Origin of the sequence: Virgibacillus sp. W0430, from assembly GCF_051846935.1 — a bacterium.
In the GTDB taxonomy this organism is placed as follows: domain Bacteria; phylum Bacillota; class Bacilli; order Bacillales; family Amphibacillaceae; genus JBPYCR01.
The window spans coordinates 1-21,866 of the sequence record NZ_JBPYCS010000008.1; the positions used below are offsets into that span (position 1 = coordinate 1).

The following is a 21,866-nucleotide window of genomic DNA, read 5'->3' on the forward strand; positions in this document are numbered from 1 at the left end:
AATAGAAGGTGAATCTAAAATTAGACCTCGTTCTATGTCCAATTGATCTCTTAGAAAATAAAGTGATGTTCTATCTTGTGACGTTATGAAATGAACTTTTGGGCCTATGTATTCTTCTATTGTTTCGTATCCAACACTTGAGCCAAACACCATTGGAATATGTTTAATTTCACAATCAATCATTTTTTTAAATACTTTGCGGTTTATTTCTCCTGGATCATATGTAAACACAGCATCTGGCAACACATCAAATTCTATTAAACTATTTATAGCTGAACCGACGGAAAAAATATAAGACAAATTATTTTCTTTAACATAGCGTAAATGTTCTATATCTTCGGCAAGCGATGGACCCGCTGAAACAATTATAGCCGGTTTACCTTCAAAGTGAGAGCGATCAATGTCTCGCATCATGTTTGGAGTATTCAATACCTCTTTAAAATTATTTAGGCTATTTTCTACCCACCGCTTTTGAAATTTTACATTCGTGTGGAAGCTCTGACGTCTAGATGAAATTGTTTCCTTAATGTGTTGGTGAAACTGTTCATATTTTTCTTTAACAATATTTTTATAGCTTGGCAACACTATAAGATGAATATTTTGATTACTTGTCTGAAATTCATCTAAGTATGACAATTCTTCTTCAGTAACTTTATCTACATATAAATTCTTCGTTTTTTTCGTTACAACATTTTGCAGTTCCTTGTGCTGCGACATCGCAAAAAAGACCTCAGGAATCGGCTCATACATAGAATAGGAATTATTTGGGAATTGTTCAATGAATTTTTCTATATGGTAGCCCATCCCAATTCCATAAAAAAACACATGTGTATTTTCCTTGATTTTATCCTGATGTGCAGAGATCACTCTTTCCGCTTCCTGGATTGGATTATAAATACTGTGTACCATTAATGACTTGTCTTCCTTAGATCTATAACGAATTGTATCAACACCTACCCGTGATTCCAATACCTCCCATTGATGCATTCGCAACTCCTTCTCATGCTGGGAAAAAAAGTTGCGAATTGCTGGATAACGGGCTCTCAATAGTAAAATGTTATCAATTAACATGTTTTATGTACTCCTCATCTTGCAAGGAAATTGTTACATTCTTTGCCAAGGATTCATAGGCAGGCGTTATTTCATAAGCTAATATATCTGAAATCAACACCGTATCTTGTGCTTCCACTGCTTCTAGCAGTTGTGCAAAACTTTTTTCACAAATAGTCATACTTGATTCGATATTCGACCAATTCGTTGGTTTCCCGCTAACAGTCTTCGTATATGTTGAAAATTGAACCATCCATTGCATCCCTTCAGCTAGTTGATCAATTCCTTGCCACGTTTCCTCAGAAAACCCTTCATAACTGTCATTAACTAGTGACTTCAATGCTGGAATTGCACGTTGCAGGTATTCATGGACGGATTGCATTGTTTCCCAAATCAAGTCTTTTTTTGTCTTCGTTACGATTTCTATCTCAATAATTTCGTTAATTTTTTCTTGTATGTAAGCCTCGTGATTTTCATACACTTCGGTACCGTCTATTAGTAAATGGCTGAAAACAACATCTTTTTGCTGTATGAGCTCGTTAACTTTTCCAAATAATATATTTATAAGAGAATCGTCATTTTTGATCAAGAATTTTTTGTCTTTATGGATTAATTGCATAATAACCTCCAAGATGTCGAATTTTATGCTTTCTTTTATTATCGGATTGTTTGAAGTAGAATTCAAGAGGTTTTTGAAGTATTTACTATCTGAGGGCATCGTAGGCTAATTGTATTAATGGTATTAATATAATCATAAACATGAAGCTTCAATTATTTTAATACATAGCATTTGAGGGAGTAAATAGCGGTAATAGTACTCAACGGTGGACTGACAATTTAAGTATGAGAAGCAAGGCTTAGATTTCAATTTATTCTCGTTGAATATTAAAATCGGAATAAATTAGTGGTATCGAAAACGTATTTAACCAATTCATTTAATCCTTCTAAACTATAAAATACTTGCTCAAATAAACTGAAAGAAGCTCAAAACGTTGACGTTCTGGAGCTTCTTTCATACTAATGTTTAACGAAGTAGCTGTAATACTCCTTGAGGAGTTTGATTCGCTTGTGCGAGCATTGCTTGAGATGCTTGAGTTAGGATGTTGTTCTTCGTGAACTCCATCATTTCTTTCGCCATATCAACGTCTCTAATACGTGATTCTGCAGCTGTTAGGTTTTCTTGAGAAGCGCCTAGGTTATTGATTGTGTGCTCTAGACGGTTTTGTGTAGCTCCAAGCTTTGATCTTTGAGACGACACTGCTGTGATAGCACTATCAATTTTTGCGATATTGGAATCAAAACCAGACCCAGATGAAGTTACATCTATAGCATCTACACCACTTCCGAGATCTGCCGCTTTCATGCTTGAAATTTCCAATTCTAATTGTTGTCCACTATTTGCACCAATTTGGAAGGTTAACGCATTTCCACTTCCAGAAAATGTACCTGTGAGTAAATCTTTTCCATTAAACTGAGTACGATCAGCAATACCATCAATTTCTGCTACTAATTCATCAATTTCATCTTGAATAGCTTGCAAATCATCACTTTCCTGAGTTCCAGTGTTACCTGCCTGGACAGTCAATTCTCGCATTCTTTGAAGAATTGCGTGTGTTTCGTTCAATGCTCCCTCCGCAGTTTGGATAAGAGAAATACCATCTTGAGCATTCTTAGAAGCCATTTCCAATCCACGAATTTGTCCACGCATTTTCTCAGAGATTGCTAGACCTGCTGCATCATCGCCTGCACGGTTAATCTTTAGTCCAGAAGAAAGCTTTTCTAATGAACCTGATACCGCATTGTTGTTTGCACCTAACTGACGGTGTGTGTTAAGTGCTGAAATATTGTGATTAATAATCATTTTCCATACCTCCATGTATGTAATATTTTCTCATGAGTCACGTCCTTGTGTCTCATGCTCGAACACTTATCGAGTGTTCTACTAAGTATATCGGCACGTTTTATTAAACTTTAATCCTTTTTCATTAATTTTTTCAATTATTTTCGATCAAATTATAAATCTGGAGGAAATATTTCCCCAGCTGGAACTATTCTAAATCGAGTTGCTCCGTTTTTACTAGATGAATTGCTTCCGTACCATCTATATAAACTTGTATTTTTACTTTCAAACATTTTTAAAAAATTCCTCTCTTTCCTTTTCCCACGCCATTCCCCTTAATTTAGATTTCTAAAATATTTATCTTGAATCAACATTCGTTCATCATGATTTCCTCCTTCCTCTCCCCTACACTAAGACATGTTTGCGCTCAGCCAATCATATATAATCATATATATGAAAATAAATAAACGAAAGGAGAAGAGAGCATGCTTAAATCAATGACAATGTTTTTTGATCGTCTTGTCCAAAGGTATTTTACCAGATGCTTTTTTGTTTGCTGTTATTTTAACTTTTCTCGCTTTTCTCATGGGCATTCTATTTACAGGAAGCTCACCTATTCAGATGGTGGAGTTTTGGGGAAATGGCTTTTGGAACTTATTGGCGTTTGCCATGCAAATGTCTTTAATTGTCATCACTGGCTATGTGCTTGCAAACACACCACTTGTAAAAAATGTGCTCGTAAAAATGAGTACGTTTGCCACTTCACCTGGGCAAGCAATTATGCTCGTTACGTTTGTCGCAGCAATTGCTTCGTATATTAATTACGGATTTGGTCTTGTTGTTGGAGCGTTACTCGCCATTCAAGTTGCAAAACGGGTTCCTTCAATTAGCTTTCGATTATTAATTGCTGCTGCATATAGTGGTTTTTTACTATGGCATGGTGGGTTGTCGGCTTCTGCACCTTTATTAATTGCGACGCCTGGTCATTTTTTGGAGGATACAATGGGTGTTGTTTCCGTTACGGAAACGCTCTTTAGTAGCTATAATTTGTTCATTGTGATCTTTTTACTTTTGACGTTACCGTTTGTAAATCGTATGTTAATGAAAGCGCAAGGACCTTTACAAGCAAACGAGTCTGCTGCTTGGCAAGCGACGGCGTTTAACGAAGAATCTGAACAAGAACAAACAGAAAAACGAACACCAGCCGATCGTCTTGAAAATAGCCAAATTATATCGCTGTTAGCAGGTCTGCTCGGATTTGCATTTATTATTTATCATTTTGCACGGAATGGCTTTGATTTAAATATTAATATTGTTAATATGACGATGTTATTTTTAGGGATTATTTTTCACCGAACGCTGCGTCGCTTTTTACACAGTGTTTCGAATGCGGTGAAAAATGTTGGAGGAATTATTGTACAATTTCCATTCTATGCAGGAATTATGGGCATGATGGTCGCCTCTGGGTTGTCCGAGCAAATGTCGTTATAGTTTGTTAGCATTTCAACGGAGTTTACTTTCCCGTTATTTACGTTTATAAGCGCCGGGATCGTCAACTTCTTTGTCCCTTCCGGAGGTGGTCAGTGGGCGGTACAGGCTCAAATTATGATTCCTGCGGCTATGGAGCTTGGAGTTGATACGGCAAAAACAACGATGGCGGTCGCTTGGGTCGATGCGTGGACGAATATGATTCAACCATTTTGGGCGTTACCGCTTTTGGCAATTGCTGGCTTGAAAGTGCGCGCTATTATGGGCTTTTGTACCGTCATATTAATTTATAGCTTTATCCCTATTTCAATCGGATTATTATTCTTTTAATCGATTTTCATTAATACCTCAAGCTCTTGCACTGCTTGAGGATTTTTTGCTTTGCTGCTATCGAACTGACGATTTTGCCCGTTATATTGAAGTCTGTTTTTGTTTGAACTGGGCGATTACTACACCTACAATAATGAGAACTGCTCCGAGTAGTACGCTCACTGCCAATTGCTCTCCTAATAAAATTGTACCGAAAAGGAGTGCAAATACTGGAACAAGCATCATTGAAACAGTCGCAGTCACCATATCTATTAAACTAAGAATAAAAAACCACACAGTAAAACAAAGGGCGGAAGCAAAAATTCCCGTAAATAGTACATAATAAATGCTTTCCATATTCCATACAATCGGCATGTTCCATTCCACTGTACTTGCCGCAATAAACAAGCCGATTGAGCCAAATGCCATCTGATACGCAGAGGATTGAATTTTTGGCAAATCATTTAGCTTTAAGCGAAAATATACATTCGAAATTCCCCAAGCAACAGCAGCTAAGACAATTAGTAGCTCTCCAAATAGATGGGCAAAGTTTTCTCCCTTCCAAATATCCGTTCCAAGAATGAAGAGCAAGCCAACCATTCCTATTGTTAGACCGATTCGTTTTGCTTGGGTAATCTTTTCGCTTAATAATTTAGCTGCAAACAGACTGCTCCACATTGGCATAGAATACAACAATACAGATGTTTTTCCAGCGTCAACAAAACGAAGGGCGAGCATAATAAATAAAAAGACGATCGTAGTTTGCAAGAGACCGACTGCTGCTAAGTGCTTCCAATACCGTTTTGGAGGGATGCCGAGCTTTAATATTAAAACGAGCAATACCAAAACAAGCGCCCCAACACCAAAGCGAGCTGCTGCAAATGTAAAGGAGCCCATATACGTTAATGCATCCTTCATGATGACAAAAGAATATCCCCATATCATTGTAATGAGGATAATGAGCGACCATAATATGACTTTATTACGTAATAAATTTAGATGAGCTGTTCGTTGATTTTCCATGCTTCCTCCATTTTATAGAAGTCGAAACAATCATAGCAATCTACAGTGACGCATTTCAAGTGAATGGAATTCGGAGCTAAAGGATAAGTGATAACTATTTGTAAAATTAAAGTGTAGCTATACTGGGGAGCTATGCGTGTACGTCAATTACAAGAAACTATTTAAAAAGAATCGTAGCGGTTATTATTTAAGCGTACGCTAGATTCTAGCGACTATCATTATTCATTCCGATTAATGATGTACTTCTTTAAACCAACAATCGTTCGTGTGCGTGTAACGATTCCGAGTAGGCTTCATGCAATCGATAAAGATTACCACTTATTCTTCAGCTTCCATATAATAAGCTACAACTGTCAGCACAGCTTCCACTTGTTCTCCTTGCTGCTCTATTTCAACCGCTTCAATCGTAAAGAATCGTTCCGCCTTTAAAATTGCTTCTAGGAATGAATGTGTAGCTGTTAGATTCGTGGCCGTAATTTCTATCTCATATTCCATTTGTTCTATATTACGTTCCGATGCCTCTTTTTCTCCAACGTCGTCGTTTTCTTCCTTCGTTTCAAGAGCAATTATATTTACGTTTGTTTTTTTGGCATGTTCTTCAAGCTGACGAAGCACAGTGTCTGGTGTTTTTTCGATCGGTACCTGTAACGTAATTTCTGAAAGCGGCTCCTCATCTAATTCATTCTTCTGCTTTTTTAATTTGGTTACTTGTTTTTCATAAATTTCTACTTCTTGCATAAGATTATCGGATTTTTCAGCAAGTGGGCGAATCATATTGAAATAGAATAGAGAATAAATGAGCGCGGAAACACATAGTAAAACAATACTTATGATTATATAAAATTTAGTTCGTCGATTGCGCATATTCATTTAACTCCTCTATTACCAAGGCGGAATCCAATTGGACAGTTACCACTGCTTCAAAGTGGCTGTCGCTATCCTTGTTTATTTCTGTCAGCTCTATGTCAATAATATATTGCTGTTCCGCTAATTTTTCTGCATAATTCGCAACGGCACTCAACGTCGTAAATTCACCGATTAGTATAGCCTCACTTTGATCGGTTATTTTATAGGCTAAGAGTCGGTCTTTCTTCGTCAGTTGATTAATGTTCTGACGATAAAGAGGGTATACAGGAAACGCCTCTTGCTGTACGATCGACATTTCCTGTTCAATTTTCTCTAGCAATTGTTCATCCGCAGTATCCGCTTGCAACTGTAGTAATTCGGTCTCCCATTGGGCTAGCTTTTCTTTATTTGTTTCTATTTTTGTTGTAAGGTCTTGACGTTGAATAAAAACAATACTTGCCACAAGGATCATCATCAAAATAAACATACTTACAACAAATAAAGAAGAAGCATATTTATTTTCTTTCTTTTCAATGAAATTTATTTCAACTGGCATATGCTCCTCCTTTTATACATCTTGTTTTATTGCTAAGCCAAGTAAATCAATGTATTTTAATTGTTCATTTGCTAGCTCAAATTGGTAAATATCTACTGCAAATTCTTCCTTCGCTGCTTTTATTGCATCTGGCAAATAAGGAAGATCGCCTGCGAATAAAAGCTGCTCAACGCCGGCTTCGCCGTTCATTATTGAATATCGATAGAAATCTAGTATTCTTCTTATTTCAACGAGTTGATCTTGAATCAACTGGCGCTGCATTACGTCATCTGTTCCTGTGCCTGTTTTTACATAACGAGTGAAAATGGCTTTATTTTGATGAAAAGCAGTTAAAACTAACGTATCAATATTCCAATGAGCGAGTAAAATATGGTTCGCACGTTCCTTTTGCTCGTAATAGTAATAACGGTAGACAGATAGAAAGGTGAGGTCTGCAACAACTGCTTTTAAGCCTACTTCTTCAAATGCAGATATGAAGGAATCTATTTTTTCTTTTGGATATGCATATAATAAAATGTCACGTTCTTCTTGCTTTTCTTCCAAATACGCAACAGCAAGCGCTGGATTGTCAAACGGCAAATGGATTGAATTGCCGAGCTGTGTTTTGATATAGCCAATTGCTTCCCCTTTGTCTAACGTTGCTGGAATAGTCATTTGCCGGATAACGACGGTACTATCCGGAACAGAAAAATAAAGTTTTTTACGCCTCCATTTATGTTCAACGACAAGTTTACGGAGCATTTCCTTAAAAACGGCTGCATTTAAAATGACACCATCTTGAATTGTATTAACCGGAAGCTCTAGTTCGCCTTTATATACGAGTCCGTCCTTTGAGGGGTGCTTATGATAGGAATACCGAATTACTTGATTTGTAATAACGATGTTGACACGACCTTTTATTGAGAATACCACATTTTCACCTGCCCGATTGTTTAAATATGCCAATTAGCCCTTATACGTATCAGACGCCCTATGTTGCATAAGCAAGGGCGTCCGATTGTGTGCCTTATTCATTTAAAATGCGATCGTTAACTTGTCCTGCGTTGCTATAACTGGTTAGTTATTCACAACCAGCCATTATATACTTCCCTTTACCGTCGGTTTGAGCAACAGCTGTAGTCCCTGCATAAGGGGCTTCAGTTTCAGGATCTGTAGGAATTTCTTCTAAAAATTCAGCATCGACTAAATCTTGCAATGTCGTGCTGCCATCAATTTCTCCTGCTACATCTGCAAGCCGTGCGGCATTTGCCACCAAATCACAGTTCGCTTCGTGAACATCTGTCTTAGATTTATCTAAAATGTTTCCAATAGCAGGAACAGCGACAGCTGCAATAATGCCTAAAATAACGATAACCGCTAATAACTCTACTAGCGTAAATCCTTTTTCCTTCTTGAACATTTTCTTAAGTTTCATCATCATATGAATTCCTCCTAATTAATTAGTAAATTAGGTCGGTTGCACTAATAACTCCAGATTATCCAAGTGCCCAAGTAGAGATAATCTATCATTGTATCCTAATTCTATTATATAAGAAAATTTAAATTAAATCGACAAATTTAGTGTTTATTTTAAGTTTTTTAGATAAAATTCTCAAACATTGAAAACATTGGCAGAACAATTGCCAAAATAATTCCACCTACAACAACAGCTAAAACAACAATAATGAGCGGTTCGATCATCGTTTTAATTCGTTCGGATAAATGCTCTACTTCCTCTTCATAAAAGTGCGCTACCTTTAATAGCATCGAATCTAACGTCCCAGTTTGTTCACCAATTTGGATCATTTGAACAACAAGTGTTGGAAAGGCCCAATGCCCTTGCATTGGTGTAGTCATTGATTTTCCGCTCGTTAATGCATTGCGTGATTGCACAAATATTCCTCGAATGACACGGTTTCCGACAACTTTTTCGGTAATTTCAACGGCTTGAAGAATTGGTACACCACTATAAAAAAGCGTGCTTAACGTTTGGGTAGCTCGCACGAATGCGCCTTTATAAACGAGTTGACCAAAAATAGGAATCTTCATTTTAATTACATCCATTTTATAGGCAAAGGATCCATTTTTCATCGCTCTTTGATAAAATACTACGAGTAATAGAAGGAATACAAAGAATATCCACCAATAGTTTCCGGCCCATTGGCTAAGATTCACAATCAATTTGGTATAAAAAGGTAGTTCCTGGTCAAAGGAATTAAACATCGAGACAAATTGCGGCACGACAAAAATGAGTAAAAAAACTACTAAAACAAATGTAATGATACCGACAATAGTAGGATACATTAATGCGGATAGTATCTTTTGTCGATTCGTGTACTGCTTTTCATAGTACGTCGCCATTTGCCCTAAAATGTCATCCAATTTCCCACTCGCTTCTCCCGCTTCAATCATAGAAATAAGTAATTCTGGAAAAATGGTTGGATGGATCATAGCGGATGAGGAAAGGGATTGTCCCTGTCGTAATCGCTTATATATATCCTCGAGCGCAATTTTTAACATGTATATATTTGTTTGTTGTGCCATCGTGTTCGTTGCCGTTGCAATCGGGATTCCTGATTGTATTAGAGTAGCATACTGCCGTAAAAAGATGACAAAATCTTTATTCTTTATTTTCCTATGGAACGCGAGGTCTTTATTCCATGGCTTCGTTTCTTCAATATGATAGATAATATACCCTTCTTTTTCAAGCTCGCGTAACGCTTCTGTTTTGTTATCCGCATCAATCTTCCCCTTTAAGCGTTCACCAGACAATCGTTTCGCTTCATATTGAAAATTCACCCACATCCCTCCTCGTATATTATGCTTAGGCATTATTATTCCGTCTATTGTTTCTAGATGTTTCTATCGCAATAAACGGGTATGTTATTCCCGTTACTTTGCACTACAGGCGGAAGCTTTCCGCTTTAATCTCTAACTATATTCTCAGCTTGCTATGCTTCACTTAAATAAGGCTTTGCCGTTTCGTAATGAATACTATTTTCTTGTAGTAGGCGACGTAAATCCATCTCTAACGTATGCATTCCTGAATTTTTGGACGTTTGCAACACATTTTGAATTTGGTAAAGCTTTTCATTTCGGATTAAATTTTTTACTGCTGGCGTATTAATTAATACTTCTGTCGCAACCTTTCTTCCTCTTCCATCTGCAGTCGGGAACAACCGTTGGGAAATAACAGCCTTTAAAATAGTAGAAAGTTGAATTCGTATTTGTGTCTGCTGTTCAGCTGGAAACACGTCGATAATCCGTTCAATCGTAGAGACAGCATCAGACGTATGGAGCGTACTCAATACGAGATGACCGGTTTCCGCTGCTGTAATTGCTGTTGCTATCGTCTCTAGATCACGCATTTCCCCAACAAGTATGATATCCGGATCTTGTCGTAAGCTAGCACGCAGCCCATTAATAAAGCTAAGCGTGTCTAGGCCGACTTCGCGCTGATCAATAATAGACCGCTTATGTGCATGTACGTATTCTATCGGATCTTCTAACGTAATAATGTGTTTCTCGCTCGTTTGATTTATATAATCAAGCATTGATGCAAGCGTTGTCGTCTTACCACTCCCTGTAGGTCCAGTAACGAGAATGAGTCCCTGTGGCAGACGAGATAATTCATTCACAACGGAAGGCATATGTAACTGCTCCAATGAAGGTATTTCCGTTGGGATTAAACGAATTGCGAGCGCTAAATGATTACGCTGATAAAATGCATTCATCCGAAAACGTATACGATTGTCCAACGTATAAGAAAAATCGATTTCTTTATTTTTCTGCAATATTTCCCAAGCAGATTCAGACAATATTGCTACACATATCGCTTCAATATGTGACGGATTTAATACAGCTTCACTCGTTTCAATTAATTTGCCGTTTATTCGAAATACAGGTGCTTTATTTACAGTCAAATGAACATCTGAAGCATTTTGTTCAGTAGCTATTTGCAACCAGCGATTTAATAAATCCTTCATCTTCTACCCCCTACGTCTGTATCGTTACTTGCATTAACTCCTCCATCGACGTCAACCCCGCCTTCACTTTTTCTAGCCCGTCATGGATAAGGAAGGATGTACCGTTCCTTCGCAAATCATCTCGGATTTCAACGACTGAACGATTGTCCATTAATTTTTTTCTAATTTCGTCGGTAATTACGACTACTTCGTGAATGGCGATCCGTCCACGATAACCCTTTTGCTGACAACTGTTGCAGCCTTTTCCTTCATAGATTGTAGAGACAGTTATATTATTTTTAGCAAATATTTCCTTTTCTAAAATTGTTGGCTCTCTTTCCGTCTGGCAATCACGACAAATTTTGCGTACAAGTCGTTGGGCTACAATGCCAGAGATAGATGATACAACTAAATATGGCTCAATCCCCATATCAAACAGTCTCGGAATCGTATCCAATGCACTATTCGTATGAATCGTGCTAAATACGAGGTGGCCTGTCAAGGAAGCTCGAATGGCAATTTCTGCAGTTTCTTGGTCTCTTATCTCTCCGACCATAATAATATTCGGATCCTGTCGTAAAATCGAACGCAACCCTCTGGCAAATGTTAAATCAATTCCACTATTCACCTGAACCTGATTAACTCCCTCAAGCTGGATTTCAACAGGATCTTCAACCGTAATAATATTTACGTGTTCATCATTCAACTGCTTAATGGATGCATACAACGTTGACGTTTTTCCTGATCCCGTCGGGCCACTAATTAAAATAAGACCCGACGGCTCGGTTATTAATCGTGTATATCGTTCATAATTTTCTTTAGAAAAACTTAGTTCCTTCAATTGCATCAAAGCACTACTTAAGTCCAAAATTCGAATTACTACTTTTTCGCCATCAACCGTTGGCAACGTTGAAATACGTAAGTCTACTGGGGAAAGGCCTACCGTCGTTTTAATTCGCCCATCTTGTGGCAATCGTGTTTCTGTAATATTCAAGTTGGCTAAAATTTTAATTCGCGCAATCAACGATTGGTGCATGCTTTTTGGTAATTTTCTTTCCGTTTGTAATCGGCCGTCAATTCGAAAACGAACGAGCAAATGGGCATCCTGTGCATCAATGTGAATATCACTTGCCTTCAGTTGCACACCTGACTGCAGCAATTGATCGAGTACTTCGATAATTGTTGTTTCGGACTCATTTACATCGGTTTCGCCTTGACCATGCTCATAATACTTATTTATTGTAAATAAAATATCGTCCTTTGCAGCAATTACTGGGGAAATGCTTAGTCCAGTAGATATTTCCAAATCGTCAATAATATAATAGTCCATCGGATCATTCATGGCGAGAACGAGTGAATCGGCATCCATTTTTAATGGCATTATATAATGACGCTGTGCTGTTTCCTTATTTACATAGCTTAATACTTTGGGATCAATCGGATAATGAAACAATTGAACGTGCGGAATGCCTAGCTGAAACTCTAACACTTCAATCAGTTGCCGTTCTGTGATAAACCCACGGTCAAGTAGAGCATCTCCAAGTTTTTTATTACTGTTATTGTTTTCAATCGTATCAATAATTTGTTCTTCTGTTACAATACCAGCTTCTTGCAACAGATCTCCTAACCGTTTTCTTACTACCATAAGTTATCGCTCCCTTGAACACTGACAAATGTACATTTTTCAAGCACTTATTTGTTACGCATTATCGTAATTATAATTTCGTTATTTTCGCGCACTTCTTTGCCATTGGCTGTCCCTAAACTCGTAAATTCAACTATTATTTCATTCTCTGTTTGTTGATCTAGTGTGACATTTTCAATCGTAAAGTATTTTCGTTCTCCTTCCACTTGAACGGTTAGTACTTCCGTTCCGTTCCATTCCTGAAGCTTTTCTTCAACACCTTGAAAACCGGATGCCTGTGCTGCTTCTGTTAACTCAGCTTGTTTTGAAGCAATCAGCTGTTGATAATACTCTACACCCATTTCCGCTAAATGACGGGATTCGATATTTTTTTCCATCGTTGCTACCTGACCAGCTGTATTTGTTACTTGATAAAATTGACCGAGTAAAAGAAGCGTAATTAACGTAATAAGTAATAATGTCAAAACAAGTGCAGCACCTTGTTCGTTTTGATATTTATTCATCTGCATCACCTGCTGCGGTCATATAGAAATATGTATTTTTTAAGTCTTCTCCATTTGCAAACACGTGCACATTGCCCCGGTATAAGTTAAGCTCTTTTTCTCGTTCTGTTTGACAAAATGTTAATGTAGGTTTAAATCGTTGATTATCAACAGTTGTTGTGTAGCCTTCATCAAGTGCATATGGAGTTTCTGATTGCTCACAGTTTGCAACATTTGGAGAGTTATCTACATAGGCACGTAAAGATTCATCGTTTTTTAAGTCAAACACAAATTGATCGAGTAAATTACTCGAAACAAGCTCTTCATTCGTTTGTTTGGACCAATTTAATAGCTGTGGGAACATTGGCAATAACACGACAATAACAATGCTTATTAATGTAATAGAAACAATAAGCTCTACTAGCGTGAAGCCGACACTATTTTTTTCCTTCTTTTTACTATACAATAGAGTTCACCGCACTTTTGGTTCTTTTCCTTTAAGTATATCATTTATGGAAGTGATTAACATGCTGAACTTGTCGAATTTCAAAAGAGAAGATGGAGTTACGCTCGTTGAATTACTCGCTGTGATCGCTATTTTAGCAATCGTAGGCTCATTACTATATTCCTTTGTTTTTCAAGGTTTAAACAACGAAAAGAAAACAAGTGGAGCAATTGCATTAAATCAGGACGGAAATGTGTTAATGAGTGAATGGAAAAGTCAATATTATGCAGGAGAACCAGTGCTTTGTTATGATGAGAATAACGAACAATTCACGATCGATAATTATACAATTGTAAATGGTGAAACGGATTTGGAACTTACGAATGGTTGTATACACGGTGTAAACGTGGACGAGCCATTAGAGGTCGAAGTTACATTACAAAATATAGAAGGGCAATCCATTACTTTAGCAGCTGCTTGGGAGCAGCCACCACCTTCGCAGATCGCATTAGTGCTCAACGCTTCTAATAGTGAAGGCGTGGCGGATCCAAATGATATCGATTGGAATTATACGACAAATACTTTGCCATGCCTAGACAATCCACAATATCAGCAAATGAATATTGTTTGGACAGGTAGCGCTATGGAGAAAAACTGCGAACAATACAATGGACCGAATAAAGATAAACATGGGACATATAAAAGCTTATGGAAAAAAGGGAAAATGGAACTAGAAAATAACGAGCATATCGAAGTAGGTCACCATCTGTTTACGGATAAAAAAGTGGAGATAGAAGAGGGTGTCAAAATCACCGTATTCCAAACTGCTACTTTTAATCAAGATGCAACGTTTGAAGAGGATGCAAAAGTCGTTATAAAAGGGAATGCGCAATTCCGAGCGTTGAAAATAGAAGACGATGCCAAACTAGAAGTAGACGGTAATTCTAATCATATAAAGAAAGTGGAAATGGATGAGGATAGTACGTTTACGATTGGTGGGAGCGGCCAGTTTCAGAGTAAAGTAACTATGGAAGAAGATGCAAAGCTTACGATTACAAACCATGCTACTTTTTCTAAAAAAGTGGAGATGGATGAGGATACTGCCCTTACTATTGGCGGTAATGGTACTTTTTCCGATCAAATTATGATGGAAGATCGTGCATCAATCCGAATTGGCGGCGATGCAACGTGTATGAAAAAAGTAAAAAAAGAGAAGAGAAATTCGATTACTGTTGGAGGAGATTCGACCTGCTCTTAGCGTATCGGATTGGACGCATTTCAAAATAAGGTCGAGCCGAAACAAAGCGGCTATGTGAAAAATCCAAATGATGAACGAGTTAGCTCCGGAAATACCTTATCTCTTAATAAAGAAGAACGCTTTTTGCCGGTGATATTTCTACCGCGAAGCGTTCTTTTGAGATACTTTTGTCATTGCATCTTTCCGTCTTGTAAACAATGCAGCCTTATACGTCTTTTTTATTAGCTTTTATCAACGTACAAACTTTATTAGCGAATGCTTGACAACGCCTTATGTCTGCTTCGTCTGGCTCCAAATCTACTTTCAGTCGCTCCGGGACAACGGTTGCTTTTGTTTTATTTGCTTGTTCTGCTATCAAGTCAATCGCTCCGCCATACGTATCATAAAACGAATCCGCAGAACCAAAAACACCGAAAACTACTCCGATAAGCTCAACTTCTTCTAACGCATCATAAAAGTCTTCCACTTCATATGGAAGTTCTCCGTCGTCCCACGTATACGTACCAACAAGCACTGCATCGTAATGCCCCAATTCTTCTGCTTTAATTAAATCAAAATCAAATGTTTTAAGAACAACCGTATGCCCAGCTTTTATAAAATAATCGACCATTGCTTCGGCCATTATTTCCGTATTTCCAGTTGCACTTGTATACACAATGAATACTTTTGCCATTTGCACCTCTCCATAGCAAATATAGGGGATCTGGGAAATATTGTAGAAGGAGAAATCTTCTAACACTTCCACTCATGGAATATTCGCTTTCAGCGGTCGAATGGCAAGCCTCGTCGTACTAAGCACTGTGTGGTCTCACCGATCTCTTTCTTCCCGTTGGAGTCTCGCATATCCATTCGCTCGTGTTGAAGAGCTTTCCTAATTTCCCACACATACATCCGAAAACTCTAAATATATTTTCATTACTAGCTGAACCTGTTCCATTAAAAAGCAGTTTAACGAAGAAGGAAGAGTTTACACACTAAGCTAACGTCATCCACGGGCGATCGCTATGCCATTCAACTAAAACAGGCTTTTCAAAAAATGCGCTTAAATTCTTTTCTGTTAAAACATCCTTCCGCTTCCCTTGATCATAAATAGTCTCTTGCTTCATTAATAATGTATGCGAAAAAATAGGTAACACTTCTTCAATATGATGCGTCACATATATAAGCGTCGGTGCTGTTTTTGACTGGAGCAGATTTTGAAGGGCGTGTAGCAATTCATCGCGCGCGATACAATCAAGTCCGCTCGTCGGCTCATCAAGGATTAACAGTTTAGGAGAGGACATTAATCCACGTGCGATTAATATTTTTTGTTTTTCCCCGTTCGAGCACGTATCGTATGTTCGGTTATATAAATAAGCACAGCCTAATTGTTCCATTAAAGCATGCGCCCGTTCAAAATCTGCTTCTGTTGTCTCTACATGGTATAGGCCAATGGAAGCAAATTTCCCACTTACGATAATATCTTCAACAAGATGCCTTCCATTCATTCTTTCCTGCAACGACGAGCTAACCCAGCCAATCGATTGACGAAGTTCACGAAGGTCTGTTTTTCCGAACTTTTTCCCTAATACCGTTACTTCTCCAGTTGTCGGCCATATGTACCCATTCACCATATTTAAAAGCGTTGTTTTACCGGAGCCGTTTAAGCCTAAAACTGCCCAATGCTCGCCCTTATTCACTTGCCAATTAATATCCGTTAAAATGGTTTTTCCCGACCTTTTCCAGGACACTTTTGTCATATTAATAACCATCAAGCTCCCCCTTATTAAAAAATTCCGGTTCGTTTAGCAATTCAGAAAATACTTCCCATCTAGTTTAGCTTTTACACATGAAACTGTCCAAAAATATATATTGTCATTTACTTTATTTGGTAAGAACATGGTTTACTTATCTCGCATTTCATGCATAGGCGATACTCACATTCCGTGAGCAACATTCAAACTTCTCAAATTAGTTGAGACGTTGCCACTAGCCAGCCGGATCGTAATTTAGTATTGTATAATACAAGTACATGTTAAATTGTATAGGCTCCACGTACAATGACAAAACCGATATATTTATTAATAAAGGAATGTATCAACATTCTATATGAGGTGAGAAATCATGCAAGTGAAAATGAATGTCCAAACAATGTACCACGGTGATCTATTAAGAAAAGATAAAATTTATGAAATTGAGGAAGATGTTGCGAAACGCTGGATTGCCAGCAAAATTGCTGAAATCGTTAATAAAGATGCTCATGCTGAGGAGCTTAAAGACAATTAGTACTTAATTACCTTTCGCAAATTGAATTTATATTAATACTTTTACTAAATTCGTACGTACATACTATATATCTATGGTATTTCGCTAAATTTAAAAATGCAAACTCCCCGCTTATGCTCTATAGCTAAACGGGGAGTTATTTATAGGCTGGATACATTTTTAACAAGTCCAATAATTATTAATGATACTTCAGCTTTATTTATTTCCAAAAAACTCTTCTGCTTTTTCCAAGTACACTTCATTTTCCGGTGTTAAATCATATTCCTCTACAATTGCATCTACCGGACATACTGCAACACACGCACCACAATCGATGCAAATATCTGGATCAATATAAAATTGGTCTGGTCCTTCTTCGATACAATCGACTGGGCATACACTTACACATTCGGCAGCCTTTTCGGCGCTGCATGGTTCTAGTATTACAAAAGCCATCTATAGTAACCTCCTTCGTTCGAGTGAAAAAATAACTGTATTATACTTCAATGATACATGACATTCCTTATACAAGTAAACAAATTACTATTAAAAAATTTGTGAACAATTTTACCTTACGGGCAGTCGTTCTTATCGTAAAGTAAAACGTGAGGATACTTCTCCTCTGTTACATACGTAAACAGGGCATTATAACGCCACATAGAGAAAGGATACAGCTTTACAAATCGATGTGAAACCCTTGTTCGTTTTTTAGTTTACCCGGTTGATTTTTTTCAATCCTTCTTCTAAGCGTACCTTCAAACGTATATTTGTTGTATCGTTTTATACTTCGCCGTGATACGCCACCATTCAATTGCTTTCAGTTCGTACGATACATTAAAGCTTGATTCCTATTTCTTCAGTTTAGCCAATGCTTCTGCAAGTGCATTGTTTGTAAACTGGTCATCCTGCTTTTTTAAATACTGATTCACTTCACGTTTGGAAACATATTTGTTCTTTTCACGCTTTTTACGTTCATTGAAGCTCGATCGTTTTTCTCGATGTCCGCAAGCACACATAAATTGCTGCCCATCGCCTTCCCCACGAAGCTCTAACCGTTTATGACAGTTCGGACAACGTGCATTCGTTCGCTTTGCAATGTTTTTCTTATGATTGCACGAACGATCCTGACAGACAAGCATTCTACCATGTTTGTTTTTAATCTCAAGCATAAGTTTATCGCATTTCGGACATTTCGTTCCCGTTATGTTATCGTGTTTAAATTTCTCATCGCTATTTTTAATTTCTTGAACAATCTGCTTCGTATATTGTTTCATCTCGTTAATAAACTGTTCCTTGGTCAGCTTCCCTTGTGCGATTTGGCTCAGCTTTTGTTCCCACTCTGCTGTTAAGGCCGGAGATCGCAATTCGTTCGGTACGAGCTCAAGTAGTTGTTTCCCCTTAGAAGTAATGAATATATATTTCCCTCTTAACTCCATATAGGCACCATGAAACAGCTTTTCAATAATGTCAGCGCGCGTTGCTACCGTACCGAGCCCACCTGTTTGATTAATTGTCTCTGCTAAATGTTTTTCTTCCGCACGCATATACCGAACAGGGTTTTCCATAGCCTTTAAAAGTGTTCCTTCTGTAAAACGCTCTTGTGGCTTCGTTTCCCCACTTGTAAGAGAAATACGAAGATTTGTTAACGATTCCCCTTTTTTAAATTTTGGTAGCTCTTGCTCATTATCCTCATCATTTGCACTATTTATTTGTTGCTTATAAATCGCTTTCCAGCCTTGCTTTATAACTCTGTTTCCATTTGCAGTAAATTGCTCATTCGCAATACTTACTATAATCGTCGTCCGCTCGTACTCATGCGCCTCGGAAAGAACAGCTAAAAATCGCTTTACAACAAGCTCATAAATCTTGCGCTCTTTAGAAGTTAAATCTTCTAAAATTACAGGCTCTTCCGTTGGAATAATCGCATGATGGTCAGATACTTGCGCATCATTAACGACAGATTTTGGTAGTTTCCAAACATTTTTGCGTATCTTTCTTGCGGTATTTGCATAGTGATCGACTCCACATGCGTCCAATCGATCATTTATTGTTGAAACAATGTCAGATGAAAGCACACGTGAATCGGTTCTTGGATATGTAAGTACCTTATGCTGTTCATATAATTTTTGCATGAGCGACAACGTTTCTTTACCGGAATATCCGAAGAGACGGTTGGCATCCCGTTGCAGCTCGGTTAAATCGTATAACTGTGGTGCATAGCTTTTCTTCAGTGTCGTATCTATCTTAATAATTTTCGCTTCTTTATTTTTTAAGTTTTCATAAAGCTTTGTCGCCTTATCTTTGGAAAAAATGCGGTCGTTATTTTCCCCATCCCGCCACGTAAGTGTTACGCCTGTTTGAGTTTTTGCTTCTATACGGTAAAAGGTTTGCGGTTGGAACTGTTGAATTTCCCTTTCACGAGCGGCTATCATTCCAAGTGTCGGTGTTTGCACCCTTCCACTCGATAATTGCGCATTGAATTTAGTTGTAAGTGCGCGAGTTGCATTTAATCCTACATACCAATCCGCTTCCGAACGTGCGACCGCAGATGCATATAACGGCAAATACTTTTTACCTGATTGTAAATTGCGAAAGCCGTCTTGAATGGCTTTATTCGTTACGGACGAAATCCAGAGTCGCTTAATCGGTTTATTCACACGAGACTTTTCAATGATCCAGCGTGCTACAAGCTCTCCTTCTCTACCCGCGTCCGTTGCAATGACAATTTCTTTCACATCTTTCCGATTTAACTGCTGCTTCACTGTCGCAAATTGTTTACCCGTTTTTGGCATCACGACTAACTGTAAATGCTTAGGAAGCATTGGTAAATCTTCTAACCGCCACGTCTTATATTTTGCATCATATTTTTCTGGATCGGCTAATGTAACTAAATGACCTAACGCCCACGTAACTATATATTTAGAGCCTTCCATAAAGCCATTTCCCTTTTTCGTGCAATTCAATACGTTGGCAAGATCACGACCAACGGAAGGTTTTTCTGCTAAAACAACGGTTTTGCTCATTATCAAAAATCCTTTCTTCGTTACAAACATGCTACGTTTCTTTTCTATACCTACTTTACCATATCAAACCATATTCAGCTTGCTATTTATACATAAAAGCTACGTTCATTTGCTAAAGGGAACAGAATAGAATCGATAGTAAGATTGTATAACTGCACCATAATGATAATTGAAAAAGGTCTGTTTACCAGATTCGCGCGTATACAGAAAAGGCGCTTTCAGAAGGATAAAATGAGGAGCGTAAGTGGAGTGAAAAACAAGGAAATAAACCCCGGACACATGTAAACTTTAAGGAGTTCGAGTACAGTGTATCCGGTTCATATAAAGCAACTTTTTTATTAAAATGTAATTTTTGAAAAGAACTATACATCCCCGAAACAAACCGCCCTTACCCGCACCTACGTAAAGTATTCAAGCGTTGCTTCTGGAAAGTAATTTTCAATATACCGTCCGAGCGTATCTTTTATATCTTCCTGTTCTTCGTTTTGATAGACGTACTTGCCAATCCCGTATCTTCCCCATTTCCATTTACGCTTTGCTTCATCGAGTTCAAGCTTTGTCATTGGATAATTTTCCTGGATCACCCTTTTTGCCGGCTTCGTAAAACGGTGCTGAATCATTTCAAAGGTTAACCCCTTTTTGGCGAAATTAGGAAGCATTGCTTCTAGCTTCTCAAACATTTCGTGATAACCAGCCTTCCACCCTTCATGTAAATAGATCGGTGCCACGATAAATCCTAATGGATACCCTGCTTCGGCTACTTTTGCTGCCGCTTCAATCCGTTCATGCAATCGAGAAGTACCTGGTTCAAAAAATTTAATAACATAATCGTCGTTAATACTAAACCGAAAACGTGTACGTCCTTTGTGATCGGCATCAAGTAAATGATCCACATGGGCAAATTTTGTCACAAAACGCAGTTTCCCATGCTCGGATCGGCCGAAATATTCGATTGCGCGCTTCAACGTATGTGTCAAATGATCAACACCTACAATGTCTGACGTACACGATGCTTCAAAACGAGTGAATTCTGGAGCTCTTTCTGCCATATACTGTTCTGCTTGGTCAAAAATCTCATCGACATTTACATATGTACGAATATATGGCTTACTGCCCATCGTAGTCTGTAAATAACAATAATGACAATGGCCCATACATCCCGTCGCTAAAGGGATTGCATATTCAGCGGATGGCTTTGACGTATCAAATTTCATTGTTTTACGAAGTCCAACAACGAGCGTAGACTTTGCAATTCGGTATTTCTGAAAGTGATTGTCTCCTGGTAAATTACGAATCTGATTATGGGAGGTTGTTTCCCGAATTTCTATTCCCATTTTAGTAAATTTATCTATTAATGTCTTTCCAAGTGAATATTCCATTGCCTGTGGTTCAACATAAACGAGCTGAGGTACAAACGGTTTAACCATACGTATCCTCTATTCCAAACACATTTTCATATGCTTGCTCTGCCTCTGCTTCTGTTTTATATATAGCAAGTTCCTCTGTTAACGGGTAATACGTCTCGTACAGAAACAATGCCATTTGTGATGGATCATCTGGATGAGCAACGATCGCTGCTTCTTGCACGTTGGCAACATCTTGGGCATGCGGATTACGTATAATAACGTACACAACTTCACCAGGCTGATACGATTGATTTATATTCATCTATTTCACCTTTCCTCTATTATGTTTGCCATTATTATGACCGGA

At 38.0% G+C, this 21,866-nt stretch carries 21 protein-coding genes, 1 pseudogene and 1 riboswitch; of the genes and pseudogenes, 3 read left to right on the top strand and 19 right to left on the bottom strand.

Annotation, left to right across the window (positions count from 1 at the left end; translation table 11 throughout):
* From ACLIBH_RS06060 to hag, 3 genes are all read right to left on the bottom strand, one after another.
* On the bottom strand, nt 1–1,071 hold a 1,071-nt coding region (locus tag ACLIBH_RS06060; RefSeq protein ID WP_439315809.1), incomplete at its 3' end, for a motility associated factor glycosyltransferase family protein.
* Nucleotides 1,061–1,669: a hypothetical protein gene (locus tag ACLIBH_RS06065; RefSeq protein ID WP_439315810.1), complete on the bottom strand. Its 609-nt coding sequence runs from the start codon at nt 1,667–1,669 to the stop codon at nt 1,061–1,063. The genes ACLIBH_RS06065 and ACLIBH_RS06060, both read right to left, overlap by 11 nt.
* Before the next feature lie 405 nt (nt 1,670–2,074).
* The gene (gene hag / locus ACLIBH_RS06070; RefSeq protein ID WP_439315811.1) at nt 2,075–2,911 is read right to left on the bottom strand and encodes a flagellin Hag; all 837 of its coding nucleotides are present in this window, start codon (nt 2,909–2,911) and stop codon (nt 2,075–2,077) included.
* A gap of 464 nt (nt 2,912–3,375) precedes the next feature.
* Between hag and ACLIBH_RS06075 the strand changes: the two are divergent.
* Nucleotides 3,376–4,708: pseudogene (locus ACLIBH_RS06075) on the top strand (short-chain fatty acid transporter).
* Between the two features lie 81 nt (nt 4,709–4,789).
* On the opposite strand, the gene ACLIBH_RS06080 reads toward ACLIBH_RS06075, so the two are convergent.
* The 10 genes from ACLIBH_RS06080 to ACLIBH_RS06125 form a co-directional block, all read right to left on the bottom strand.
* The gene (locus ACLIBH_RS06080) at nt 4,790–5,710 is read right to left on the bottom strand and encodes a DMT family transporter (protein ID WP_439315812.1); all 921 of its coding nucleotides are present in this window, start codon (nt 5,708–5,710) and stop codon (nt 4,790–4,792) included.
* Between the two features lie 318 nt (nt 5,711–6,028).
* Nucleotides 6,029–6,574: a hypothetical protein gene (locus ACLIBH_RS06085; protein WP_439315813.1), complete on the bottom strand. Its 546-nt coding sequence runs from the start codon at nt 6,572–6,574 to the stop codon at nt 6,029–6,031.
* The gene (locus ACLIBH_RS06090; protein WP_439315814.1) at nt 6,555–7,112 is read right to left on the bottom strand and encodes a hypothetical protein; all 558 of its coding nucleotides are present in this window, start codon (nt 7,110–7,112) and stop codon (nt 6,555–6,557) included. Before ACLIBH_RS06090 ends, ACLIBH_RS06085 begins: the two co-directional genes overlap by 20 nt.
* 12 nt (nt 7,113–7,124) lie before the next feature.
* A complete protein-coding gene (pilM, locus tag ACLIBH_RS06095) occupies nt 7,125–8,024 on the bottom strand; it encodes a type IV pilus biogenesis protein PilM (protein ID WP_439315815.1) in 900 nt (299 codons plus the stop codon).
* 148 nt (nt 8,025–8,172) lie between these two features.
* Entirely contained in the window at nt 8,173–8,532 is a 360-nt protein-coding gene (locus ACLIBH_RS06100) for a prepilin-type N-terminal cleavage/methylation domain-containing protein (protein ID WP_439315816.1), read from the bottom strand.
* 21 nt (nt 8,533–8,553) lie between these two features.
* Nucleotides 8,554–8,637, bottom strand: a riboswitch (cyclic di-GMP riboswitch).
* A gap of 53 nt (nt 8,638–8,690) precedes the next feature.
* The gene (locus ACLIBH_RS06105; RefSeq protein WP_439315817.1) at nt 8,691–9,890 is read right to left on the bottom strand and encodes a type II secretion system F family protein; all 1,200 of its coding nucleotides are present in this window, start codon (nt 9,888–9,890) and stop codon (nt 8,691–8,693) included.
* 152 nt (nt 9,891–10,042) lie between these two features.
* Complete coding sequence (locus ACLIBH_RS06110; protein WP_439315818.1) at nt 10,043–11,077, bottom strand: type IV pilus twitching motility protein PilT; 1,035 nt, start codon at nt 11,075–11,077, stop codon at nt 10,043–10,045.
* 10 nt (nt 11,078–11,087) lie between these two features.
* Nucleotides 11,088–12,701, bottom strand: coding sequence for a GspE/PulE family protein (locus tag ACLIBH_RS06115; protein ID WP_439315819.1), 1,614 nt, complete (start codon nt 12,699–12,701; stop codon nt 11,088–11,090).
* 47 nt (nt 12,702–12,748) lie between these two features.
* Nucleotides 12,749–13,204 carry a hypothetical protein gene (locus ACLIBH_RS06120; RefSeq protein WP_439315820.1) on the bottom strand — a complete coding sequence of 152 codons (456 nt, stop codon included), beginning with the start codon at nt 13,202–13,204 and terminating at the stop codon, nt 12,749–12,751.
* A complete protein-coding gene (locus ACLIBH_RS06125; RefSeq protein WP_439315821.1) occupies nt 13,197–13,649 on the bottom strand; it encodes a type II secretion system protein in 453 nt (150 codons plus the stop codon). The genes ACLIBH_RS06120 and ACLIBH_RS06125 overlap by 8 nt, the downstream gene beginning before the upstream one ends.
* Nucleotides 13,650–13,710: 61 nt before the next feature.
* Here ACLIBH_RS06125 and ACLIBH_RS06130 point away from each other — a divergent pair, with 61 nt between their 5' ends.
* Nucleotides 13,711–14,886 (top strand): type II secretion system protein, encoded by a 1,176-nt coding sequence (locus tag ACLIBH_RS06130; RefSeq protein ID WP_439315822.1) that lies wholly within the window; start codon nt 13,711–13,713, stop codon nt 14,884–14,886.
* Nucleotides 14,887–15,091: 205 nt separating this feature from the next.
* On the opposite strand, the gene ACLIBH_RS06135 is transcribed toward ACLIBH_RS06130, so the two are convergent.
* Nucleotides 15,092–15,559, bottom strand: coding sequence for a flavodoxin domain-containing protein (locus ACLIBH_RS06135; RefSeq protein ID WP_439315823.1), 468 nt, complete (start codon nt 15,557–15,559; stop codon nt 15,092–15,094).
* A 301-nt stretch (nt 15,560–15,860) separates the two neighbouring features.
* On the bottom strand, nt 15,861–16,637 hold the full coding sequence (locus tag ACLIBH_RS06140) for an ABC transporter ATP-binding protein (protein WP_439315824.1): 777 nt from the start codon (nt 16,635–16,637) through the stop codon (nt 15,861–15,863).
* A 352-nt stretch (nt 16,638–16,989) separates the two neighbouring features.
* Here ACLIBH_RS06140 and ACLIBH_RS06145 point away from each other — a divergent pair, with 352 nt between their 5' ends.
* A complete protein-coding gene (locus tag ACLIBH_RS06145; protein WP_439315825.1) occupies nt 16,990–17,151 on the top strand; it encodes a hypothetical protein in 162 nt (53 codons plus the stop codon).
* Nucleotides 17,152–17,346: 195 nt separating this feature from the next.
* Here ACLIBH_RS06145 and ACLIBH_RS06150 read toward each other — a convergent pair whose 3' ends face one another.
* The 4 genes from ACLIBH_RS06150 to ACLIBH_RS06165 all read right to left on the bottom strand — a co-directional run bounded on the left by ACLIBH_RS06150 (nt 17,347) and on the right by ACLIBH_RS06165 (nt 21,821).
* Nucleotides 17,347–17,586, bottom strand: coding sequence for an indolepyruvate ferredoxin oxidoreductase subunit alpha (locus ACLIBH_RS06150; RefSeq protein ID WP_439315826.1), 240 nt, complete (start codon nt 17,584–17,586; stop codon nt 17,347–17,349).
* Between the two features lie 392 nt (nt 17,587–17,978).
* On the bottom strand, nt 17,979–20,153 hold the full coding sequence (locus ACLIBH_RS06155) for a DNA topoisomerase III (protein ID WP_439315827.1): 2,175 nt from the start codon (nt 20,151–20,153) through the stop codon (nt 17,979–17,981).
* 398 nt (nt 20,154–20,551) lie between these two features.
* Entirely contained in the window at nt 20,552–21,580 is a 1,029-nt protein-coding gene (splB, locus tag ACLIBH_RS06160; RefSeq protein WP_439315828.1) for a spore photoproduct lyase, read from the bottom strand.
* Entirely contained in the window at nt 21,573–21,821 is a 249-nt protein-coding gene (locus tag ACLIBH_RS06165) for a transcriptional regulator SplA domain-containing protein (protein WP_439315829.1), read from the bottom strand. Before ACLIBH_RS06165 ends, splB begins: the two co-directional genes overlap by 8 nt.
* Nucleotides 21,822–21,866 lie beyond the last annotated feature (45 nt).